Origin of the sequence: Clostridium sp. DSM 17811 (assembly GCF_018861905.1) — a bacterium.
Classification (GTDB): Bacteria; Bacillota; Clostridia; order Clostridiales; family Clostridiaceae; genus Clostridium_AD; species Clostridium_AD frigoriphilum.
Window position 1 is genome coordinate 218,326 of the sequence record NZ_JAHLDU010000006.1, and the last position, 20,904, is coordinate 239,229.

The window sequence follows — 20,904 nt, forward strand, 5'->3', positions numbered from 1 at the left end:
AATAAAAGCTTGTAAAATTTAAATTTTACAAGCTTTTATATTATTCTACTACAGCATCCAATACATTTATAATTCCAAGTTCTGCATCCATTCTGACCCTAGCCCCAATTGGGATTGTAAGTTTAGGGTAATCATGACCTGAGCAAAACCCCGAAAACATAGGTATGTCTAAATTGTATAATCTATCCTCAAGAACTTCCTCTAGTGTAAGGCTTCTTTCATAATGTGGTAAGTCACAATCTTTAAATTGGCCTAAAATAATCCCCTTACACTGCTTAAGTTTATTTGATAGTAAAAGTTGTGTTAATATTCTGTCAACTCTATAAGGTGCCTCATTAACCTCTTCTATAAAAAGTATTTTATCTTTCATATCAATTTCATAGGGAGTCCCAAGCGAGTTACATATTAATCCCAAATTACCGCCTATAAGGTTACCCTTTGCTATACCTGCGTTTATACACGATATTTTAAATTCATCTGGATTTTTAATAGTATATGGTTTATACCCTTCCATAAATGTAAACATAAAACTTTTAAATGTGACCACATCTTCTAAATTAGAAGTACCCATTGGGCTATGAAATGTAGTTAGCCCACATTTTTCGTAAAAAGCATTTAGAAAAACTGTTATATCACTAAAACCTGCAAATATCTTTGGATTTTTCTTTATAATATCATAATCTAGATATGGTAGTAATCTACTTGAGCCATATCCACCTCTAACACAAAGTATCATGTCTACTGCTTTATTTTCAAACATTTCCATAATATCGGATGCTCTGTCTTTATCTTTGCCAGCAAGATAACCCCATCTCTCATATAGATGTTTCCCTTCTATTACATTAAATCCTAGATTATTTAGAAATAAAATCGCCTTTTTTATTGCTTCTATATTTTCAGGACTTGCAGGAGAAATTAGCCCAATAGTATCTCCGAGCCTTAGCCTTTTCCCAATCATCGTTAGCACTCCCTCAGATTAATTTAAAATATTAAAATATTAAATAATTAAAAAACTTATAAGATTAATATCTACAAATCTTCCCAATAAATTTTTTCTTCTTTATCATCTATTGCAGCTGATTTATCAAACAATTTAATAACTACAATTGCACATATAAAACCAATGATTCCTCCGCAAACTCTAGAAATTTGAATAGGTGCTCCTATATATTTCCCTATATATCCTCCTAAGACTACTGCAACAACAACAATTATTATCGGGAAAACAAATAGCATAAAGGAAGCTAATAACATATTAGTCTTTTTCTCTTTCAAAGTACCTTTTTCTTTAGATTGATCTATTTTCATACTAATCTCCTTCCAAACAAAACTTATTCAATAAAAACAAACTTATCTTAATTATTTTCTTAAAATTCGCTTAAGCACTTACAATTATATATTATCTAGATATGAAAAACAATAATATAAAACATAAAAAATTTCCCTTATAAGGCTATACTTTATAATCAGATATTCTCAATAAAAAGCTTTATTTTCTCGACGTTTTATTTGCCACTAATCATTTAAAGTACTAGAATGAAGTAGAAAGTTAAAATAAATAATATGGAGGCATTTAAATGAACATAATGATAATTACTTCTAGTCCTAACACTGATGGATTAACTTCTGCCTGTGGCAACGCCGCAAAAGTTGGAGTAGAAATGGGATCCGCTCTTGCTAATATAATAAGTCTTAACACATTAGATATTCCATCCTGTCAGGCTTGTGGAAACGGATGGGGGACATGCCTTAAAGAACATACCTGCCAAGTAAAAGATGATTTTCAAGCCCTACACGAAAAAATGGCAAAAGCAGATGGATACATAATTATTACACCAGTTTATTGGGGTGATATGAGCGAATCGCTTAAATCATTCATTGATAGGCTACGCAGATGTGAAGCCTCAAATGGTGATAAAAATAGTTTATTTGGTAAACCTTTTATATGTGTTGCTGCTCCTGGAGGAACTGGTAATGGATGTATTTCTACTCTTGCCTCATTCGAAAGATTCGTAGATCATGTTAAAGGTGTAAAATATGATTTCATAGGTGTAACAAGGCGAAACAAAGAATACAAGTTAGTTACCATAAAAAATGCTGCAAACAGTATGGTACAAAGCCTAACTGTATAAAATTAGTTCGACCTACTTACATGTTTTAGAATAATAGCCTACATCTTAATATTAAGATGTAGGCTATTATATTTAAAATTTAGGAACTTCTAATATAGCACCTTTATTACCTGATGACACTAATGCAGCATACCTAGCAAGGTAACCAGTTGTAATACTAGGTTTTCTTGGTTTCCAGTTTGCTCTTCTTATTTTAAGCTCCTCATCGCTAACATTAAAGTTAATAGAATTAGCATTAATATCTATTGATATAATATCCCCCTCGTAAATTAAAGCAATATTTCCACCAACTGCCGCTTCTGGAGAAACATGTCCAATTGCAGCTCCCCTAGTTGCACCACTAAACCGTCCATCTGTTATAAGTGCTACACTATTACCAAGTCCTCGTCCCATAATTGCAGATGTTGGATTAAGCATTTCTCTCATGCCAGGACCGCCCTTAGGGCCTTCATAACGAATTACAATAACATCTCCCGGAATAATCTCATCTGAATTGATAGCACTCAAAGCATCCTCTTCACAATCAAACACTCTTGCTGGTCCTTCATGTTTTAACATTTCATTTGATACTGCTGAACGTTTTACAACACATGAATCAGGAGCAAGATTACCCTTAAGGACAGCAATTCCACCAGTAGTACTATAAGGATTTGTAATGGTGCGAATCACCTGTGTGTCTTTTATTACGCATCCTTTGATATTTTCTGCAACAGTTTTACCGGTGCATGTAATCAAATCCGTATTTAATAAATTCAATTTGTTTATCTCATGCATAACAGCATAAACTCCACCGGCTTCATTTAAATCCTCAACATAGGTATGTCCTGCCGGTGCGAGGTGACAAAGATTAGGTGTTTTATCGCTAATTGCATTTGCCATATCCACGTTTAACTCAATGCCTACTTCATGAGCAATTGCTGGCAAATGAAGCATACTGTTTGTACTACATCCAAGGGCCATATCCATAGTTAGAGCATTTTTAAATGCACCTTCCGTCATAATATCTCTCGGTCTTATATTTTTACCCAGTAGCTCCATAATTTTCATTCCAGCGTGTTTTGCAAGCCTAATTCTCTCTGAATAAACCGCCGGGATAGTTCCATTCCCGCCAAGTCCCATTCCAAGAACTTCTGTTAAACAGTTCATGCTATTTGCAGTATACATACCAGAACAAGATCCACAGGTTGGACAACATTTATTCTCAAATTCTTCTAACTTTTCCTCAGTAATTTTACCAACATTAAACTCACCAACCGCCTCAGCGATGCTTGAAAAACTTGTTTTACATCCATCAATTTTACCTGCAAGCATAGGTCCACCACTTACAAAAATAGTTGGTACGTTAACTCTTGCTGCTGCCATTAAAAGTCCTGGTACATTTTTATCACAATTTGGCACCATTACTAGCGCATCAAAAGCATGTGCCATAGCCATAGCCTCTGTTGAATCAGCAATTAAATCTCTTGTAGCTAGTGAATACTTCATACCTTGATGACCCATTGCAATTCCATCACATACTGCAATTGCTGGAAAAACTATTGGAGTACCGCCTGCCATTGCTACACCAATTTTCACAGCCTCTACAATTTTATCTAAATTCATATGACCTGGTACAATATCGTTTTTTGAACTAACGATACCTATAAGAGGCCTTTCCATTTCTTCTTTTGTAAAACCTAAAGCATTAAATAGTGCACGTTGAGGTGCTCTGCCTGTTCCTTTTGTTACTACATCACTTCTCATAACATTACCACCTTTATAAATTATAGTCCACAGTTGTTTGTTTTTATTGTACGTTGTATGATGTCTGTTGTCAATGATTTACTATCATAATTATAAAAAAATAAATGCCAATTCTTATATAACAAAGAACCGACATTTATTTTATTCATTACTTATTCCAAGACCCCTCATAGCATGTAAAATATGAAGTTTCATTGCTGTTTTTGCACCCTCTGCATCCCTGACTTCTAAAAACTCCATTATCATATGATGATCACTTAGCGTATCACAAATTATTGTTTCATTTTCATAAGATAAAATTACACCCTTATCAATTGCTTTGTAAAGTATAGGCATTAACTTATTCATAAACTCATTATGAGTTGCCTTTGCTATAGATTTATGAAAAGCTTGCTCCGTCTCAGTACGGTCAAGCTTATTTAAAATTTTATCTTCCTCTAATCTACCATAGTATAATATTCTTGCAAGTTCCTTATCTGTTGCCCGAATTGCTGCATAATAAGCAGTTTGAGGCTCAAAAATCAATCTCATTTCATATAAATCTTTAACGTTCATCTTAATTGTAGAAAACTCTTCTAAGCCAAAATCACCATTAAGTTTCTCATGATTTGTCACATATGTTCCTTTACCTCTCTTAATTTCAAGTATATTGTGAGTTACTAAAATACGAATACCTTCGCGAAGTGTAGTTCTACTTACTCCTAGTTGCTTCGATAGTTCATTTTCATTTGGTAGTTTATCTCCAATAACAAATTTTTTATCTATAGTAATCATTGCAAGAATATCATCAGCAACACTTTGGGATAAGTTTTTTTCTTTTCTTGACATAGGATAGCCTCCCATATTATAACATTTCGTAATTTTAAAAAACAATAATATCACAAAGTGTTTCTTTTATTATACTGCTATAACTAAAGCCTTTATTCTTATTTGATATTGCATTTAGGCAAAATATTTCGTAGCGATTGCATATCTGTAACTTCAATTTGATTCATGCTGACATTTAACTCAGTTAGGTTAATCAACACTTTTAAAGGTTCTATATTAGTAATTTGATTATTACTTAAATTTAATGAAGTCAAATTAGTCAGATTCTCTATTCCTGAAAGATTTGTGATATGTTTATCTTTAGCATCTTGCAAACTTGTTATCTTATCAACATCAGACTTCAAAATATCTCCAGTTGGTTTTTGAATGGCATCCCTTATTAACTTTTCTAAATTTTCATCGGGAAATGTAATAACTTTGCTATCTTCAACCTGCTTACTGACACTTGTTATATTTTGCTTAGGCGTAATAACTGTATTCACATCGCTAGGCATTTCCAGTTCTTTATACTTAGTATTGCCTGGAGAATAATCTTTTATTTGATTAGTGTCTAAATACAAATCAATCAGTTTAGTAAGTCTCTTTAGAGGTTCTATATTACTCATTTGATTTGCTGCTAAATTCAAATTAGTCAAATTAGTTAGTCCTTTTAAAGGTTCTATATCACTCATCTTATTTGCAGATAAATTCAAACTAATCAAGTTAGTTAGTCCCTTTAAAGGTTCTATATTACTCATCTTATTCGCAGCTAAATTCAAATCGGTTAGATTAGTAAGTCCCTTTAAAGGTTCTATGTCACTCATTTGATTTGCTGCTAAATTTAAATTTGTCAATTTAGTAAGCCCTTTTAAAGGTTCTATATCACGCATTTGGTTATCAGCCAAATTCAGATTTTTCAATTTGGTAAGTCTCTTTAAATGCTCTATATTACTCATTTTGTTTGCTGCTAAATCCAAATTAGTTAATTCAATAAGTCCCTTTAAAGGAGCTATATTACTCATTTGATTAGTATCCAGATTCAGATGAGTCAATTCAGTAAGCCCAATCAAAGGTTCTATATTATTAATTTTATTAGACGCTAAATTCAAATTAGTCAAATTTGTTAATCCATTCAAAGGTTTTAAATTACTAATTTGGTTATTACTTAAATTTAAATATACTAGATTAGTCAGATTTTCTATGCCTGAAAGATTCTTAATATGTTTGCCTTTAGTATTTTGTAGGTTTGTTATCTTATCAACATCATCCCTTAAAATATCTCCGCTAGGGCATTGTATATATGCTCTTATTGCTTTTTCCAAATTTTTATCTGAAAATGTAATCACCGTACTCTCTGTTACCTGGGCACTTACTAATGTTAGTTTAGCTTTATTATTTAATGATGAATTTTTTACAAATCTATACCCACCAAGACTAAATACAACTAATATAATTAAAAAAATACTGACCCACTTAAATTTGTTATAATAAACCTTTATCATTTTTATAATCCCCCGTTTGTACTTTTAATTAAACTACATCATATATTCTATTTAAAACAAGACTTTAACAATTGAGGGATTTATATTATTTATTTTATCCTAATGCTCCAAAAAATTTCAAATACTTCCCCTGTATCTTAATTTTTTAATAAACAAGCAATCTATACTTTATGTTTATGAATTTAACCTTGAGTTACAAATAAACATCTGAAAGTTCCACACGTATATTTTCATTTTCACTTTTCCCTTTACTACTATATAACATATTCTCGTGCTTCACCTTCCCAGCTGGAAGTTCAACTGTAAATTTGCTTCCTTTTCCGAATTCGCTTTCAGCATATATAGCGCCTCCATGTAATTCCACAATGGACTTGACTAAACTTAAACCAATGCCTGTGCCTTCAGAATTTCTTGATAAAGATTTATCTACTTGCTTAAATCTATCAAAAATCATCTTCAAGTTTTCTTCTTCAATTCCTATGCCGTTGTCCTTGACTGAAATTTGAAAGAATTTATCTTCATCCTTGAACTCCACAAGTATCTCATCACCTTCATTTGAGAATTTTATGGCATTTGATATAAGATTTAATAATATTCTTTGTATCATCTCTGTATCGCATGCAACAATTTTTTCCTCTGTATCCGTATCAAAAATAATACGTATACCTTTAATATCAGTAATATTAGTTACAGACATTACTATTTCTTCCACAACTTCAACGATATTATTATTTGATAAATTTAAATTAAAGAATCCTGCTTGGATCTTTGATGAATCGACTATATTATTTATAAGTTTAGATAACCTATATGAATTTAATTTCATTGAGTCAAGATATTTAATAATCGTTTCTCGCCGCTCATCTAATGAACCTTTATCACAATACATTTGAAATAATTGTATGGCTGAAAAAATTACATTTAGTGGTGTTTTAAGTTCATGTGAAATATTTGCAATAAACTCTTCATGTGAAATAAGTAATTTATTTAATTCCTCATTCACTTCATTTTTTTTCTTAACTTCCTCATACATAAAATTTGAGATATACTTAATAAATATAATATTACCCATAATAAGTACAATTCCCAAAACGATCAATAACCATCTCTGAAATATTTGAGTTTTTGCGACCTTATTTCGTGATATATTTACCTCTAAATCAATCTTACTTATTAGTATATTATCAGTAACCTTAAAATTATCAACTAACTTTTTGCCTTGATTTAAATTAAGTTTAGCCTGTACTAATTTCCCATTATTGACTAATTCTATTTGTTGTTTGTAAAATTTTTGGATAGATTTCATCTGTTGGCTAAGTTGATTTGTAATATCAACACCTAGTGCTGTATCCTTTAAATTATCCAAGGAAGTATAATATCCTTGTACTTGTTTATTTCCTAAATAATATGGTTCTAAAAATTCTTTATTTTCTGAAATCATATAAGACTGAATACCTGATTCTTGATTTATTAGTGATGTTAAAATTTCCGTTGAAAATATTTTTGCCGGAATTATTTTTTTAATAATAAAATCAGATTCACTACATACTTTATTCATACTATAAATACTAAATAATATTATAATTAATGATAAACAAGCAATTGAAAAATATCCTAAAACCATAGTTCGCCTACTTTTATTTCTACCCATAATAATTATCCTCGTTTCAAAAATAACTTTTGCTACTGTAAATTAAAAATTATATATTTCAGTAACATATTACCACATTTTCTTACAAATTACTACATATTACTTTGTTCTTAAATTACGTTATTATTTTGTTTTTGTAAGAAATAAAAGTTATCCAATTCTTAATATTGTTTTATGTATGTTCTTTGCTTACGAATTGGTTCCAAAATCAATTTTTGATTTTTTGATCATTAAAAATCCATAAACTAATATACTAATAGCAAAAATCCATGGAATTATTGTTAAAACTGAAGGTGCAAGCTCTATATATTTTGTTATTAGGTTATCCTCAAGTATCATTTTAAGAGAAGTATGGGCTAGTATCCCACCACCCAAATATATAACAATAGGATGTTTTCTCATTAAATTTGCAACAATTTGACTTCCAAAAAAAATTATTGGTACATTTATCAAAATACCAACTATAATTAATAATACACTTCCATTTGCAGCACTTGCTATTGCAATTACATTATCAAGACTCATACTTATATCTGCAATAATAATTATAGCCACAGCTTCCCAAAATTTTTCTGCTTTCTTTACCGTACAATCATCTTCTTGAGATTCAGGTTTAATGAAATCCCATGTGATTTTCACTAAAAATAAACCACCAATTAATTTAATATGTAGCCATTGTATATTCATTATTAGCGTTATAATACAAGCAAATACTATTCTTAATCCTATAGCACCTGTTATTCCAATCAAACTCGCTTTTTTAGCATATTCAGGTGGTAATTTTTTGGTTGCCAAAGCAATAACACCAATATTGTCGCCAGATAATGTTAAATCCAGTATGGTAATCTTAAGTATTCCTATAATTAAAAGCACTAAACTCTCCATTTCAATCCTCTTCTCTCGTTTTCTTCTGTAGCATTCGTAAATGTTCCTATTATTAATTCACAAAAAACTTCATAGAAATTCTATGAAGCGTTTAATTTTCACAAAAATGAATTTTACTCTTTTCTATTTACGCTAATCAATAAGCTTTAGCCCTTACCATTATACAGTATTATACTATTTTTTCAATACAGTTTGTAAAATTTCATATTTTATTATAAAGAAGCTAATCCAAATAATTTTAGATTAGCCTCTTTTTTAATATATTCAATTTTATTTTAATACTTTCAACATAGTTTCCAGTATAGCAATACCTTCTTCCTTATATACCACTGACAACATGTATAACTCTCTAACAGCTTCTAGCGCCTTTTGAATACTCTCTTTACTCTTAGTATTGACGTAATACCAGTGATCACCGTCATTGCTTCTTAACTCTTTCATATCCTTACTAGAATGTTCATTTAAGTTCCAGTAGCTTTTAACTGGTTTTTTCACTACATCTTCAAGATGTTTTCTACCTATTAATGGCATCATAATTCCCCCTATTTTTTATTATTAAAAATTACTAAATAGGATATCATTATATATGATTCGACATAAATAATCTATACTCTATATTCTATATTTACATATACTACATCATTTCCCGATTAATAATCTTATTCTTCTTCCATCTTCCGGACCTCAGATATATTATACACATTACAAGTGATGCGAATGTTGCAAGCGGCGATGCAAAACCAATTTCGTACAGCGTTATACCTGCCATTTTACTTAAAACAAAGGACAATGGAATACGAATAAAAAAAGTAGCAATTAAACTATGAATCATTGGAAATAAAGAATTGCCACAGCCACTAAAAAACGAGTTCATACAAAATACAAAACATACCAAAATGCAGTCAATACTGTATGATTTCAGATATAGTGCGGCTGTTTTTATAACCTCAACATCTCTAGAAAACAATGCTGTCAGCGACGTTGGATTAATTTGTACATATATATAACATATTATTCCTATAATTAACGAACATCCCATTCCTACATACAAACACTGTTTCGCTCTTTCCTGCTTTCCTGCCCCCATATTCTGAGCTGTCATTGCTGCAATTGCTGAGGCAAACGCAATAGTTGGAAGCATTGTAAATACAATTATTTTTTCTACAACACCTACAGATGCAGAAGCAGTAAGCCCCATTACATTAATAACCGCTGTAATTATTATAAAAGAAACATTAATTAAACCATCCTGTAATGCTATTGGTAGTCCTAACTTAAATACTCTCTTTGCTTTACCTGATTCAAGTTTAATATTACTGCGATTGAACTCAAAAACAAAACCTACCTTTTTTACATACATGACCCCAATTATGAAACTTATAGCTTGTGCAGCTATAGTTGCAATCGCCGCTCCTGGTGCACCCATATGTAAAACACCCACTAATATTAAATCTACAACAATGTTAGTTACACAAGCTACTGTTATAAAGTATAATGGAGCTTTTGAATTACCTAATCCTCGTAGAATACCACTTAATGCATTATAACCGATAATAAATGGTATACCACAAGAACATATGAAAATATATTGTTTTGTGTATTTAAATGCCTCTGATGGTGTATTCATTAAACTTGTAATAGTACCTGTTAGTAGTACCATAATTACAGTCAACGCAGCAGCCATTATAGCAAATATACAAATTATAGTTCCAATTGACTCTGCAATATCCTTGTATCTTTTTGCACCCAAATAGTTACCGATTATAATTGTACCGCCTGTGGTAAGTCCAAGAATAACTCCTGTAATTGTCTGCATAATCTGACTTCCTGTTGCCACCGCAGAAACTTGGGCAGAATTATCAAACTGACCAACAACTAGCAAATCTGCTGCGCCATAAAGTGCTTGCAGCAAACTTGCTAATAAAAATGGAAATGCAAATTTTAATAGTGTGGGGATAACCTTCCCCTTCGTTAAATCATTATGTTGCTGCATTAATATATACCCTCCTAAAAACAAAAAATGCTGGATAAGACAGTTGATTTTATCCAACCATCTTATCCAGCATATAGTTATATACCCTCCGATGAATATACTAACCGTACCACATACACGAATTATTGTCAAAATATATAAGTAAATCATTCATAGTTATTACCTCTTAATATTGGGAAAAATCCATTAATCTTTTAATTCCCTCTTTAATATTTTCCATAGATGTAGCATAAGAAAGTCTTACATAATTACTTACACCAAATCCATCTCCAGGGATAACTGCTACCTTTTCTTTGTTAAGAAGTACCTTAGCAAAATCTATTGAATTATTAATTTTAGTACCATCAATTATTTTACCAAACATCTTAGAAATGTTAACCATAATATAAAACGCTCCTGTTGGTTTTGTACATGAGAGCGTACTAGAAGTGTTTATTTTTTTAACTATATAATCCCTTCTTATTTTGAACTCTTTAACCATTAGTTTTACTGAAGTCTGATTTCCATTTAATGCCTCAACTGCAGCATATTGCGCTATAGAATTAGGGTTAGCTGTAGTATGGCTTTGTATATTAGACATTAATTTAATAATTTTCTCATTTCCGGCAGCATATCCAATTCTCCAACCAGTCATTGAATATGTTTTAGAAACACCATGAATTATAATAGTTCTATTATATGAATCATTATTTAAATTCGCTATGCTTGTATATTTAAAATCATCATAAATAAACTTTTCATATATTTCATCAGATATTATTATCAAATCGTTAGCTTTTGCAAAATTTGCAATAAATAATAACTCAGACCTGCTATATACTGCACCCACAGGATTATTAGGACTATTTATAAGAATTGCTTTAGTTTTTGGCGTCAAAACTTCATTTAATGCTTCACTTGTATATTTAAAATCATTTTCTTCATTAGCAGCTGCATATACCGGTACCCCATCTGATAGTTTAATTAATTCAGGATAACTAACCCAATATGGTTTAGAAAGAATAACTTCATCTCCAGGATTTAGAATAGATTGAAATACATTGGCTATACATTGTTTAGCTCCAGTTGAAATGATAATTTGAGATTTATTGTATATTAAATTGTTATCTCGCCTAAATTTCTCACATATTGCAGTTTTTAATTCATCAATACCTGATGCCTTTGTATATTTTGTACACCCCCCTCTAATAGCTTCTATAGCTGCATTTTGAATGTTTTCATGTGTATCAAAATCCGGTTCACCTGCACCAAATATAATTACGTCAATCCCATCTGCTTTCATTTCTTTTGCTCTAGAAGTAATATCTAGGGTTATTGATGGTGAAATTTGTTCTGCTTTCTTTGAAAAAATCATATCAAAACCTCCATATATAGAGTTTTATCCACAGAAACATTTTATAATCCCTGTGGATAAAACGATTAATATTTATTATTTTATACGTTATTATAGTATTAATTTAATCCTATAGCCCTCTTGCACTATTAACTTTTGCAACAAATTTAGCAGCCATTTCTTTTACTGCCTCGTAGTCACCAGTTTTTGCTCCCTTAGTCAATTCACCACCAGTACCTACTGCTACTGCTCCAGCCTTTATCCAATCCTCTACATTACTTAAGCTTACTCCACCAGTTGGCATAAGGTTTGCCTGGGGAAGTGGTCCATTAAATGAGCTAATTATTGATGGACCAAATGCATTTCCTGGGAATACTTTTATAATATCAACCCCATATTCTAAAGCCTCTATTGCCTCTTTAACAGTCATTATTCCTGGCACAACAGCTACTGCATATCTGTTACAAATTTTTAATGTGTCTACATTTAAATTTGGACTTACTATAAAATCTGCTCCTGCGAGCATGCATGCTCTAGCTGTTTCCGGATCAAGTACAGTACCTGCTCCTATAAGAGCTTCTTCAGCATTATAACGTTCAGATAATTCTTTAATTATATCAATAGCACCCGGAACTGTCATAGTAATTTCAATAGCTTTTATTCCACCCTTTATAACTGCATCAATAATTTTAATCCCTTGCTTCTTTGATTCTGCTCTTATTACTGCAACAACACCTGCATCTAAAATTTGTTTAATAACTTGTGATTTTTTCATTATTTTGCCTCCTTAAGTTTAATAATTATATCATCTGCCTTAAGCTCTTCATGACATTCAATTGTGAAAATCATTTGTGCTGATGGCGCACTATCTATAGCTTCTCCGCTTTCTTTTTTCATACTATTAAGTTTAATGTTCTTGTTATCTCCCTTTGGAACTAAAACTTCAACAGCATCACCATTGTAGACTTTATTTTTTTGCTGTATTGTTGCTATATGAGAATCTTTGTTATAGTTTCTCACAATACCTACAATGTCATAATTACGAATGTATGCTGAGCTTTCATAACTCTGCTTTATCTCTTCATCAAAGTAGAAGCCCGTAGTATAAGGTCTGTGACTAGGCTTTAGAAGATAATCTGCCCATTTAGAATCAAAAATATATTTTTTAGGATCTTCTATGTATTTATCAATGGCTTCTCTATAGGCTTTTACAACAGATGCAACATAATATACACTCTTCATCCTTCCTTCAATTTTAAGAGAGTTAATTCCAGATTCCATAAGTTCAGGGATATGTTCTATCATACATAAGTCCTTTGAATTCATTATATAAATTCCATTGTTATTCTCAGTAATTTCATGACGTTCTCCGGATTCATTTTCTTCTATCAGATGATATTTATATCTGCATGGTTGTGCACATTCGCCTCTATTTGCATCTCTACCTGTTAAATAATTTGATAACATACATCTACCTGAATATGCCATGCACATTGATCCATGAACAAAAGCTTCTATATCACAGGTTTTCGGAAGTTTTTCTCTCAAAATTTTGAAATCATTTATACTCATTTCTCTCGCCATTACTACTCTTTTAACACCTAATTTATGCCAAAATAAAGCAGATTTATAATTTACACAATTTGCTTGAGTACTTAAATGTATCTCAAGATTTGGAACTACTGCTTTAGCAGTTTCAATGATTCCTGGATCTGCAACAAGTATTGCATCAACCCCAATTTCATATAACTCTTTAAGATAATCCTCTATTTCTGCTAAATCATCATTGTGAGGAATTATGTTTAATGTAACATAAACTTTTTTACCCCTAGAATGTGCAAATTCTAGTCCTTCTTTTAATTCTTCAATATTAAAATTGTTTGCAAATGCTCTTAGATTCAGTTTACTTCCTCCAAGGTAAACAGCATCCGCGCCAAAATTTATAGCTGTTTTAAGTTTTTCTAAGTTCCCCGCTGGAGCTAAAAGCTCTGGTTTAGTCATAACTGATTTCTCCTCATCTTTTCGCATGCTAATATTATTTATTAATGTTACAAACACTGCTTTGACTGACCATGATAAATGAATTAGAAGTCAGAATATAAATCTGGATTTTTACTATTGCTCTCTATTGAAGAGTATTTAGCTACAAGCATCCTTACACTTACTTCATTTTTATCTATAAAGTCAGTAAAATCTATAGAGCCTGAATTAACTTTTAACTGAGCTAATCCCAAAAGAAAATCAACCATTTTTTTTGTAGGGATTTCTCCATAAACTTCTCCGAACTTCGCACCACCTGAACCTACTCTACCATTAAAAGATATAGAATATACAGGAACTAATCCATTATCTGTCTTCTTCTTCTTTCCCATAAATCCAATGAGACCTTTCTGAGGTTGTGCGCAGGAATTATGACATCCAGATATAAGTATTCTTGGAAGTGCGCTTTGTATATCAATGGATGTATTTTTAAAAGCCTCAATTATATTATGAAATAAACCTTGAGAATTATTAATACCAAATTTGCAAACCTTAGGCCCTACACATATTACAGAATTATATATATTGAATGTAGATGAAAAATCAGATGTTATTTCTATCAAGCCTTCCACATCCTTCTCCTCTAAATCCCTCACAAAAAAGCCTTGATTCATAGTAAGTCTTATTGATGTTTCATAATTTAAGTTTGTTATGTAATCTAATACTTTATCCAAATCGTTAATACTAATATCTCCATTTTGCGGATGAATGTATAAAGAATAATATCCTAATTGCTTTTGTGTGTATATTATATTTCTATATTCCTTTTTCCATGATAATTTATTGTCCATCCTATTGTCCATCCTATTGTTATCTATCACTTCTTCTTTTGAATCTATATTGAGTTTTAAGTCCTGCTCTGTTTTCAATTTATTTAGCTCACTTCTAAACATTTTGATAAATTCTTCTTCACCTAATCTTTGAACCACAAATCTTAATCTAGCCTTTTGTCTATTAGTTCTGTCTCCTTCTCTCTCAAAAACTTGTTTCATAGCTTGTACATAATATAATGCATCTGTATCTTCTATAAAATCTTCCAGTTTTAGAGCTACCCTAGCACCACTACCTAATCCGCCACCACCGTAAACTTCAAATCCTCTTTTACCTTCAACTATTTTCGCTATGAAACCTATATCTGTAATTGTGGCATTAGCAGTATCCTCTGCACTATTTGAAAAAGCTATTTTGTATTTCCTTGGCAATTTAAGATTTGCTGGATCCTTCATCATATAATTTGTAACCTCATTCATATATTGAGTAACATCGAACACATCATCTATCGAAACTCCAGAAAGAGGAGAACATGTTATATTTCTTATTCCATCTCCGCCAGCACCTCTTGTGATTAATCCGGCTTTTACCAATTCATCAACTATACTATCCAAATGTTCCAATTTTACTGAATGAAATTGAATATCCTGTCTTGTTGTAAAACGCATTTTTACTACGTCGCATTTCTTAGCTATTTTACTTATAGCCCTTAATTGTTTAAGTGTTGTAACCCCTCCAGCAATTCTTGGTCTAACCATATATGTATCATTCAACCTTTCCTTGTAAATCCCCATAATGGAACTGAATGCTTTCATATTTTCTAATTTGCCTTCTTTGTATTGTAACAATTTATTTTTAAATTCTTGAATACTACTTAGAATTTCTTCTGTAATTATTATCAATTTAATCCCCTTTCAAAACTTATCCACACTTTTTACTCTCTCACGTGTCTCCACTATACTTGCACAAATTGATTACACGTACATATTAGTATAGTATAATTTAGTTATCAAGAAATAAAAGTGCAATCTGTACTAGTACAAAATTAAAGGAGTTGCTCATATTGTTAAAATACGAAAAGATTATTGACTATATTCATAATGGAATTTCAGCTGGAAATTTCACCTACAAAAAAAGATTACCTTCTATTAGGACTATATCCCAACTATTTAATTGTAGTATTGGTACAGTTTTAAAAGCCTATGATAAACTTGAAAAAGATAATATTGTTTACCCATCTCCAAAAAGTGGATACTACCTATTAGAGGATTTCCATAATACTAATCCCTCTAACAATACTATTATTGATTTTTCATCAGGAGTTCCAGATATTGAAAGCTTTCCTTATAAAGATTTTCAACACTGTTTGAATAAATCCATAGATTTGTACAAAGAAACCTTATTTACTTACTCAAATCCTCGAGGATTAAATTCATTAACACATGTATTATCAAAACACTTTCAACAATATCAAGTATTTACAAGTTCAGACAACATTGTCATTACATCCAGCTCTCAACAAGCACTAACCCTATTGTCAATTATGCCATTTCCAAATGGTAAATCAAACATTCTTGTTGAGCAACCTACTTATTATGGAATTATAAAAATTTTAGAATTAAATAATGTTTCTGTATTAGGAATTGAAAGAGGGCTTAACGGAATAGATTTATATGAACTAGAAAACATGTTTAAGTATGGCAATATTAAATTTTTTTATACCGTTCCTAGATTTCATAACCCAACTGGAACTTCTTATAGTAAAGAGGAAAAAGAATCTATTGTAGCTATGGCGCAGAAATATAATGTATATATTGTTGAAGATGATATTGTTTCCGATTTAGACATAAATAAGAAAAACGACCCCATGTTCACTTATGACACTACTGAAAAGGTCATTTACTTGAAAAGTTATTCGAAAATTCTTATGCCTGGACTAAGAGTTGCCGCACTCATATTGCCAAGCTTACTAATAAGTACTTTCCTAAATTATAAAAAATGGACAGATATGAATAGTCCAATACTATCTCAAGGAGCACTTGAAATCTATTTAAAAAGTGGTCTGTTTGATATACATAGAAACAAAATGAGTACCCTATACTGTGATAGAATGACTTATTTAAAAAATACTATATCTTTACTTCAAAATTCTAAAATAAAATGGAACATCCCTAAGTCTGGATATTTTTCTTGTATATATATAGATGATTCACTACAATATGATAAAATAATAAGCTCACTATTAAATAACAACATTAAAATGTTAGATACAAATCTATGTTTTTTGGAACAAAATAGAAATGATCATTATTTTAGAATAAGCATTAGTAATGTAAATGAGGAGAAAATAAAAAAAGGCATTCCTATAGTAATTGATACCATTCAAAAATATATGACATAACTATTATCCATATTTAATTTGGTTTATCTGCAATGAAAAAAGACTCTAGCACAATCTGCTAGAGCCTTTGATCTATGGTTCCTAGTCATATATATATTTAATTAAAGGGGGACTCTAATTAAAAAATCAATTACTAGTTTCTTTCTATGTATTAACAATAACAATTATATGTGTCATTAGAATGTCGAGAATAACAATAAATTGTAAACTATTTACTTGCCTATCTTTTTATCTAACCTGAATTTTATTGCCTTGGCAAAATAGTAAATACTATTCCGTAGTAAACTCCGGCTAATATTCCAAACTCGAAGTCATTAAGATTAATATAGTAACTAACAAGTAGGAATAAAGCAATTGATATAATAAAAACAAATTTATTTATCAATTTTTCATTACCACTTTTCTTAATGAATTCCTGAAGAGGGGTAAATATATTAAATCTATTATTAACAAGATTTAGAATGATTTGAACAGGAAAAAAAGCTACTAAAAGTGTTACTAAAAATTTAAGAATTGAGCTAATAAATTCCATCTTTTCATCTCCTTTTATGTAGTCATCAATTATTTAGGCGCCCAATTCCGGGTTCAAATCCCCTTATAATTAAATTTTGAATTCTGAAACAATAGTCTTTAATTCTTCTGATACTTTATTAGTATCACTTGTTACCTTTGATACATCATTTGATTTTTGTAAACTAATAGATGCTTTATTAGCAATATTTCCAGTTCCTATAGCCATTTCATTATTTGCAGTTGATATTTCATTTATGACATTAATCATAATTTGAAGAGAGGAGCTTACCTCCTGAGCTTTACTACTAAAATCATTTACAAGATTTCCAACATAATTTGCATCTTTATAATACTGTTCTCCAATATCAACCATAGAAATATAATCTTTTATTACTGTTGAATCTATGAAATCTAATACATTCTCCGAATTGTATTTTAAACTTTCTACTGAAGATACCACTATTTTAGTTACTCGCTGAATTTCATTAGTAATATTTTTTGAATCCTCAGCCAACTTTCTAACCTCTTCAGCTACTACTGCAAACCCCTTCCCTGCTTCTCCTGCCCGTGCAGCTTCTATTGCAGCATTTAAAGCTAATAAATTCGTTTGAGATGAAATCTGCAAAATAGATTCCGTTAATTCATTAATTTGAGTAACTGCTTTTGACTGCTCTATTGATTGCTTTAAACTATTATATATCTTATTCCTAATATCTTCAGCTACCTTTTTAGAAACAACTGCACTTTCTTTTAATTCTTGTGCTCTTTTTCTTATCTCACCTGAATTTTCAGCACCCTCTTGAGCTTTTTCAGATATAGTAGTCACCGCTTTTCCTAATTCATCGGAAGAAGCACTCAATTCTTCTGATGAAGCTGCTGTTTCCTCCATGCTAGCGGACAACTCTTCAGTTGTTGATGATATTTCCTCAATCTGATACTCTAAATCATACATATTCTTATTAGTTATAATAACTGAACTCTCTATTTTTTCAGATTGTTTAACTACAGTTTTAAGCATAGTCCTAATAGATTTTTGCATTGTATTTAAAGAAACCATTAGATCACCAGTTTCATCACTTACCCTCATTGCTTTATCTGGTACTTCCTTTGAAAAATCTCCTAAAGCAAATGTCCTTATATATTCCACAGCTAATTTTAATGGTTTAGTAATACTTCGTGAAAATAATAATATTAACAAGCTAGATATAATAAGACTTATAATAATTACAATAATTATTCCATTTCTAACACTATTGATTTTTGACATATACTGTTCCACGGGTATAAAGGATACAATATATAACTTTGTAATATTACTTTTGGTATATGAAGCTATGTTTTTCACACCATTAATAGTAAAATAACCTATACCAGAATTGTTAGCCTTCATTGTACCATAGAAATCTGCCATGTCTCCTTTTTCTTTGCTTAAGTTAAGTTTTAATATTTGTGAAGAATTTTCCGATGAAACTACAAGACCTGTTGGATCTATTAAAAAGGTTTTAATAGATTCATTAGAGTTTGATTTAACAATATTTTGAGTTAATATATTCAAATCTATTGAATTTAGGAATGATGCTGTTAACAGTTTAGTATCAGTATCTAAAATCGGTGCGTTTATTGTAATAACAGGCCTCCCTGTTATAGGAGAAGCCATAATACTACCAATCTTAGCTTTGCCTTCTTTCTCCAAGGCTTTTAATGAATTTTGAGTAGCTGGTCTTTTATCCCCAATAGACTTTCCACCAATACCATCAGCTACTGTTACTTTATTTAAATCAGAAGAAATCACTTGAAGAATCATATTCTCATATAATCCATTTGAATTCTTGAATTTAGTTTCCAAATTACTTGACATATGGGTTAATACTGCTTGGTTAGGTTTGTTAGTTTTTTTAAATTCTTTAAAGTAGTTTACAACTTCACTTTCATTTGAAATAGATGTCGCTAAATCCATTTGATCCTTAAAAGCTACATCTACATAATTTTTATTTGAAATAGTTGCACTGCTCAATGATTTTTTTGCTTCACTTTCCAAAGAATTTGAAAATGAGTTAACTGAATAAAAGCCACTAATGAGTAAAGGTATAATAATACATATCATGGCTACTACTAAAAATTTTACGAACAAACTATATTTTCTTTTCATGAAAACATCTCCTTATGTGATATTTAAAATAAACAAGGCTATTAAAAGTATTAAGTAAGAAATAATCTTTTAACGCCTTTTTTTATCTTTATTTGCAAAATTATTTTTAAATAACTTAATATTATAGTATCTATTATGGCATAATATCTAGTAGAGATTATAAAAAAAGGTGGTGAATATTTTGAGAATAGAAACTAATTCTTCTACAAGAATATATAAAGATAAGCTCAGCTTTGAAAATTTCAACAATCTATCGAATATATTGTATGTTGGTAATGAAGCTAAAATTAAAGCTTATTCAATTCTTGTTTACAATCAGGAGAAAGGTCTTTCTAAGAGTATTCATTTAACTATTAAAAATATGTTTAATCTTAATACTTATTATACAAACTACGCTGCTTGTGAAGCTAAATGGAATAAATCTTCTAATGTTGAATTAAACAAAATGTACATAGATGATTTAAAGCAGAACATTAATCATAGAGATAAATCTGTTAAAGATTTAATTAATAAAATTAAATTCTGGAGTAAAATTCATACTCATATTATCGATATATCTAAGGCTATTAAAAATAGTAAAAGCCTCCCCAAATTTAAGTATTATAGACCATATTATTTTTATATGTCAGATGATAAGATTTTTGTTGAGGCCAATTACAAAAATAAATCAATTATATATAATATGTACGATTTTGAACATGCTCTTGTCGTAAAAAAAATTAGCAGATTAACTAATAAACTGAATATGATTAAGCGTGGTATAGGTTATCAAAAACAAAAACTTGCAAGACTTAATACAAGTGCAGTAAAATCATGTTTTGGTACTAAGAAACTATTTAAAGCCCAGCATACATTATATAACGAGCATTTTGAATGGAAAGAAGACTTCTATAAAGCTAGACATAAAACTATAGAACTTCAAGGACTTAACACAGTTACACAAGGAAATGCTTGTGTTAAATACAACTACGAAACGAATTTACT

Annotated in this window: 18 protein-coding genes; 3 read left to right on the forward strand and 15 right to left on the reverse strand. The window is 30.4% G+C overall.

What is annotated here, in order from left to right; genetic code table 11:
• Positions 1–40: 40 nt before the first annotated feature.
• A complete protein-coding gene (locus tag KPL44_RS10320) occupies positions 41–958 on the reverse strand; it encodes a S66 peptidase family protein (RefSeq protein WP_216249454.1) in 918 nt (305 codons plus the stop codon).
• Positions 959–1,029: 71 nt separating this feature from the next.
• Entirely contained in the window at positions 1,030–1,308 is a 279-nt protein-coding gene (locus KPL44_RS10325; protein WP_216249456.1) for a SoxR reducing system RseC family protein, read from the reverse strand.
• A 269-nt stretch (positions 1,309–1,577) separates the two neighbouring features.
• Between KPL44_RS10325 and KPL44_RS10330 the strand changes: the two genes are divergently transcribed.
• Positions 1,578–2,132, forward strand: coding sequence for a flavodoxin family protein (locus KPL44_RS10330; RefSeq protein ID WP_216249458.1), 555 nt, complete (start codon positions 1,578–1,580; stop codon positions 2,130–2,132).
• 72 nt (positions 2,133–2,204) lie between these two features.
• Here KPL44_RS10330 and ilvD read toward each other — a convergent pair whose 3' ends face one another.
• The 11 genes from ilvD to KPL44_RS10385 all read right to left on the reverse strand — a co-directional run bounded on the left by ilvD (position 2,205) and on the right by KPL44_RS10385 (position 15,759).
• Complete coding sequence (gene ilvD, locus KPL44_RS10335; RefSeq protein ID WP_216249462.1) at positions 2,205–3,875, reverse strand: dihydroxy-acid dehydratase; 1,671 nt, start codon at positions 3,873–3,875, stop codon at positions 2,205–2,207.
• Between the two features lie 141 nt (positions 3,876–4,016).
• Entirely contained in the window at positions 4,017–4,703 is a 687-nt protein-coding gene (locus tag KPL44_RS10340) for a FadR/GntR family transcriptional regulator (protein WP_216249464.1), read from the reverse strand.
• Between the two features lie 98 nt (positions 4,704–4,801).
• Entirely contained in the window at positions 4,802–6,184 is a 1,383-nt protein-coding gene (locus tag KPL44_RS10345) for a leucine-rich repeat domain-containing protein (protein ID WP_216249466.1), read from the reverse strand.
• Between the two features lie 193 nt (positions 6,185–6,377).
• The gene (locus KPL44_RS10350; RefSeq protein ID WP_253201710.1) at positions 6,378–7,835 is read right to left on the reverse strand and encodes a sensor histidine kinase; all 1,458 of its coding nucleotides are present in this window, start codon (positions 7,833–7,835) and stop codon (positions 6,378–6,380) included.
• Positions 7,836–8,024: 189 nt separating this feature from the next.
• A complete protein-coding gene (locus tag KPL44_RS10355; protein ID WP_216249470.1) occupies positions 8,025–8,720 on the reverse strand; it encodes a TerC family protein in 696 nt (231 codons plus the stop codon).
• 270 nt (positions 8,721–8,990) lie between these two features.
• Positions 8,991–9,254: a hypothetical protein gene (locus KPL44_RS10360; protein ID WP_216249471.1), complete on the reverse strand. Its 264-nt coding sequence runs from the start codon at positions 9,252–9,254 to the stop codon at positions 8,991–8,993.
• A gap of 100 nt (positions 9,255–9,354) precedes the next feature.
• On the reverse strand, positions 9,355–10,713 hold the full coding sequence (locus KPL44_RS10365; protein WP_216249474.1) for an MATE family efflux transporter: 1,359 nt from the start codon (positions 10,711–10,713) through the stop codon (positions 9,355–9,357).
• A 166-nt stretch (positions 10,714–10,879) separates the two neighbouring features.
• A complete protein-coding gene (locus KPL44_RS10370; RefSeq protein WP_216249476.1) occupies positions 10,880–12,067 on the reverse strand; it encodes a pyridoxal phosphate-dependent aminotransferase in 1,188 nt (395 codons plus the stop codon).
• A 109-nt stretch (positions 12,068–12,176) separates the two neighbouring features.
• The gene (locus KPL44_RS10375) at positions 12,177–12,821 is read right to left on the reverse strand and encodes a bifunctional 4-hydroxy-2-oxoglutarate aldolase/2-dehydro-3-deoxy-phosphogluconate aldolase (protein ID WP_216249479.1); all 645 of its coding nucleotides are present in this window, start codon (positions 12,819–12,821) and stop codon (positions 12,177–12,179) included.
• The gene (locus tag KPL44_RS10380) at positions 12,821–14,047 is read right to left on the reverse strand and encodes a peptidase U32 family protein (protein ID WP_216249520.1); all 1,227 of its coding nucleotides are present in this window, start codon (positions 14,045–14,047) and stop codon (positions 12,821–12,823) included. Before KPL44_RS10380 ends, KPL44_RS10375 begins: the two co-directional genes overlap by 1 nt.
• 83 nt (positions 14,048–14,130) lie before the next feature.
• Positions 14,131–15,759 carry a nitrite/sulfite reductase gene (locus KPL44_RS10385; RefSeq protein WP_253201711.1) on the reverse strand — a complete coding sequence of 543 codons (1,629 nt, stop codon included), beginning with the start codon at positions 15,757–15,759 and terminating at the stop codon, positions 14,131–14,133.
• Between the two features lie 161 nt (positions 15,760–15,920).
• Here KPL44_RS10385 and KPL44_RS10390 point away from each other — a divergent pair, with 161 nt between their 5' ends.
• Positions 15,921–17,258 carry an aminotransferase-like domain-containing protein gene (locus tag KPL44_RS10390; protein WP_216249483.1) on the forward strand — a complete coding sequence of 446 codons (1,338 nt, stop codon included), beginning with the start codon at positions 15,921–15,923 and terminating at the stop codon, positions 17,256–17,258.
• Positions 17,259–17,502: 244 nt separating this feature from the next.
• Here KPL44_RS10390 and KPL44_RS10395 read toward each other — a convergent pair whose 3' ends face one another.
• Positions 17,503–17,790, reverse strand: a complete 288-nt coding sequence (locus tag KPL44_RS10395) for a hypothetical protein (protein WP_216249486.1) — start codon at positions 17,788–17,790, stop codon at positions 17,503–17,505.
• Between the two features lie 69 nt (positions 17,791–17,859).
• Positions 17,860–19,920: a methyl-accepting chemotaxis protein gene (locus tag KPL44_RS10400; protein ID WP_216249489.1), complete on the reverse strand. Its 2,061-nt coding sequence runs from the start codon at positions 19,918–19,920 to the stop codon at positions 17,860–17,862.
• Between the two features lie 181 nt (positions 19,921–20,101).
• On the opposite strand from KPL44_RS10400, the gene KPL44_RS10405 reads away from it, so the two are divergent.
• Positions 20,102–20,904: hypothetical protein (locus tag KPL44_RS10405; RefSeq protein ID WP_441303727.1), on the forward strand; the 803-nt coding region annotated here is incomplete at its 3' end.

Coding starts and splice junctions, on each gene's coding strand:
- KPL44_RS10320 (WP_216249454.1), bottom strand. CDS start 958: ATGATTGGGAAAAGGCTAAGGCTCGGAGATACTATTGGGCTAATTTCT.
- KPL44_RS10325 (WP_216249456.1), bottom strand. CDS start 1,308: ATGAAAATAGATCAATCTAAAGAAAAAGGTACTTTGAAAGAGAAAAAG.
- KPL44_RS10330 (WP_216249458.1), top strand. CDS start 1,578: ATGAACATAATGATAATTACTTCTAGTCCTAACACTGATGGATTAACT.
- ilvD (WP_216249462.1), bottom strand. CDS start 3,875: ATGAGAAGTGATGTAGTAACAAAAGGAACAGGCAGAGCACCTCAACGT.
- KPL44_RS10340 (WP_216249464.1), bottom strand. CDS start 4,703: ATGTCAAGAAAAGAAAAAAACTTATCCCAAAGTGTTGCTGATGATATT.
- KPL44_RS10345 (WP_216249466.1), bottom strand. CDS start 6,184: ATGATAAAGGTTTATTATAACAAATTTAAGTGGGTCAGTATTTTTTTA.
- KPL44_RS10350 (WP_253201710.1), bottom strand. CDS start 7,835: ATGGGTAGAAATAAAAGTAGGCGAACTATGGTTTTAGGATATTTTTCA.
- KPL44_RS10355 (WP_216249470.1), bottom strand. CDS start 8,720: ATGGAGAGTTTAGTGCTTTTAATTATAGGAATACTTAAGATTACCATA.
- KPL44_RS10360 (WP_216249471.1), bottom strand. CDS start 9,254: ATGATGCCATTAATAGGTAGAAAACATCTTGAAGATGTAGTGAAAAAA.
- KPL44_RS10365 (WP_216249474.1), bottom strand. CDS start 10,713: ATGCAGCAACATAATGATTTAACGAAGGGGAAGGTTATCCCCACACTA.
- KPL44_RS10370 (WP_216249476.1), bottom strand. CDS start 12,067: ATGATTTTTTCAAAGAAAGCAGAACAAATTTCACCATCAATAACCCTA.
- KPL44_RS10375 (WP_216249479.1), bottom strand. CDS start 12,821: ATGAAAAAATCACAAGTTATTAAACAAATTTTAGATGCAGGTGTTGTT.
- KPL44_RS10380 (WP_216249520.1), bottom strand. CDS start 14,047: ATGACTAAACCAGAGCTTTTAGCTCCAGCGGGGAACTTAGAAAAACTT.
- KPL44_RS10395 (WP_216249486.1), bottom strand. CDS start 17,790: ATGGAATTTATTAGCTCAATTCTTAAATTTTTAGTAACACTTTTAGTA.
- KPL44_RS10400 (WP_216249489.1), bottom strand. CDS start 19,920: ATGAAAAGAAAATATAGTTTGTTCGTAAAATTTTTAGTAGTAGCCATG.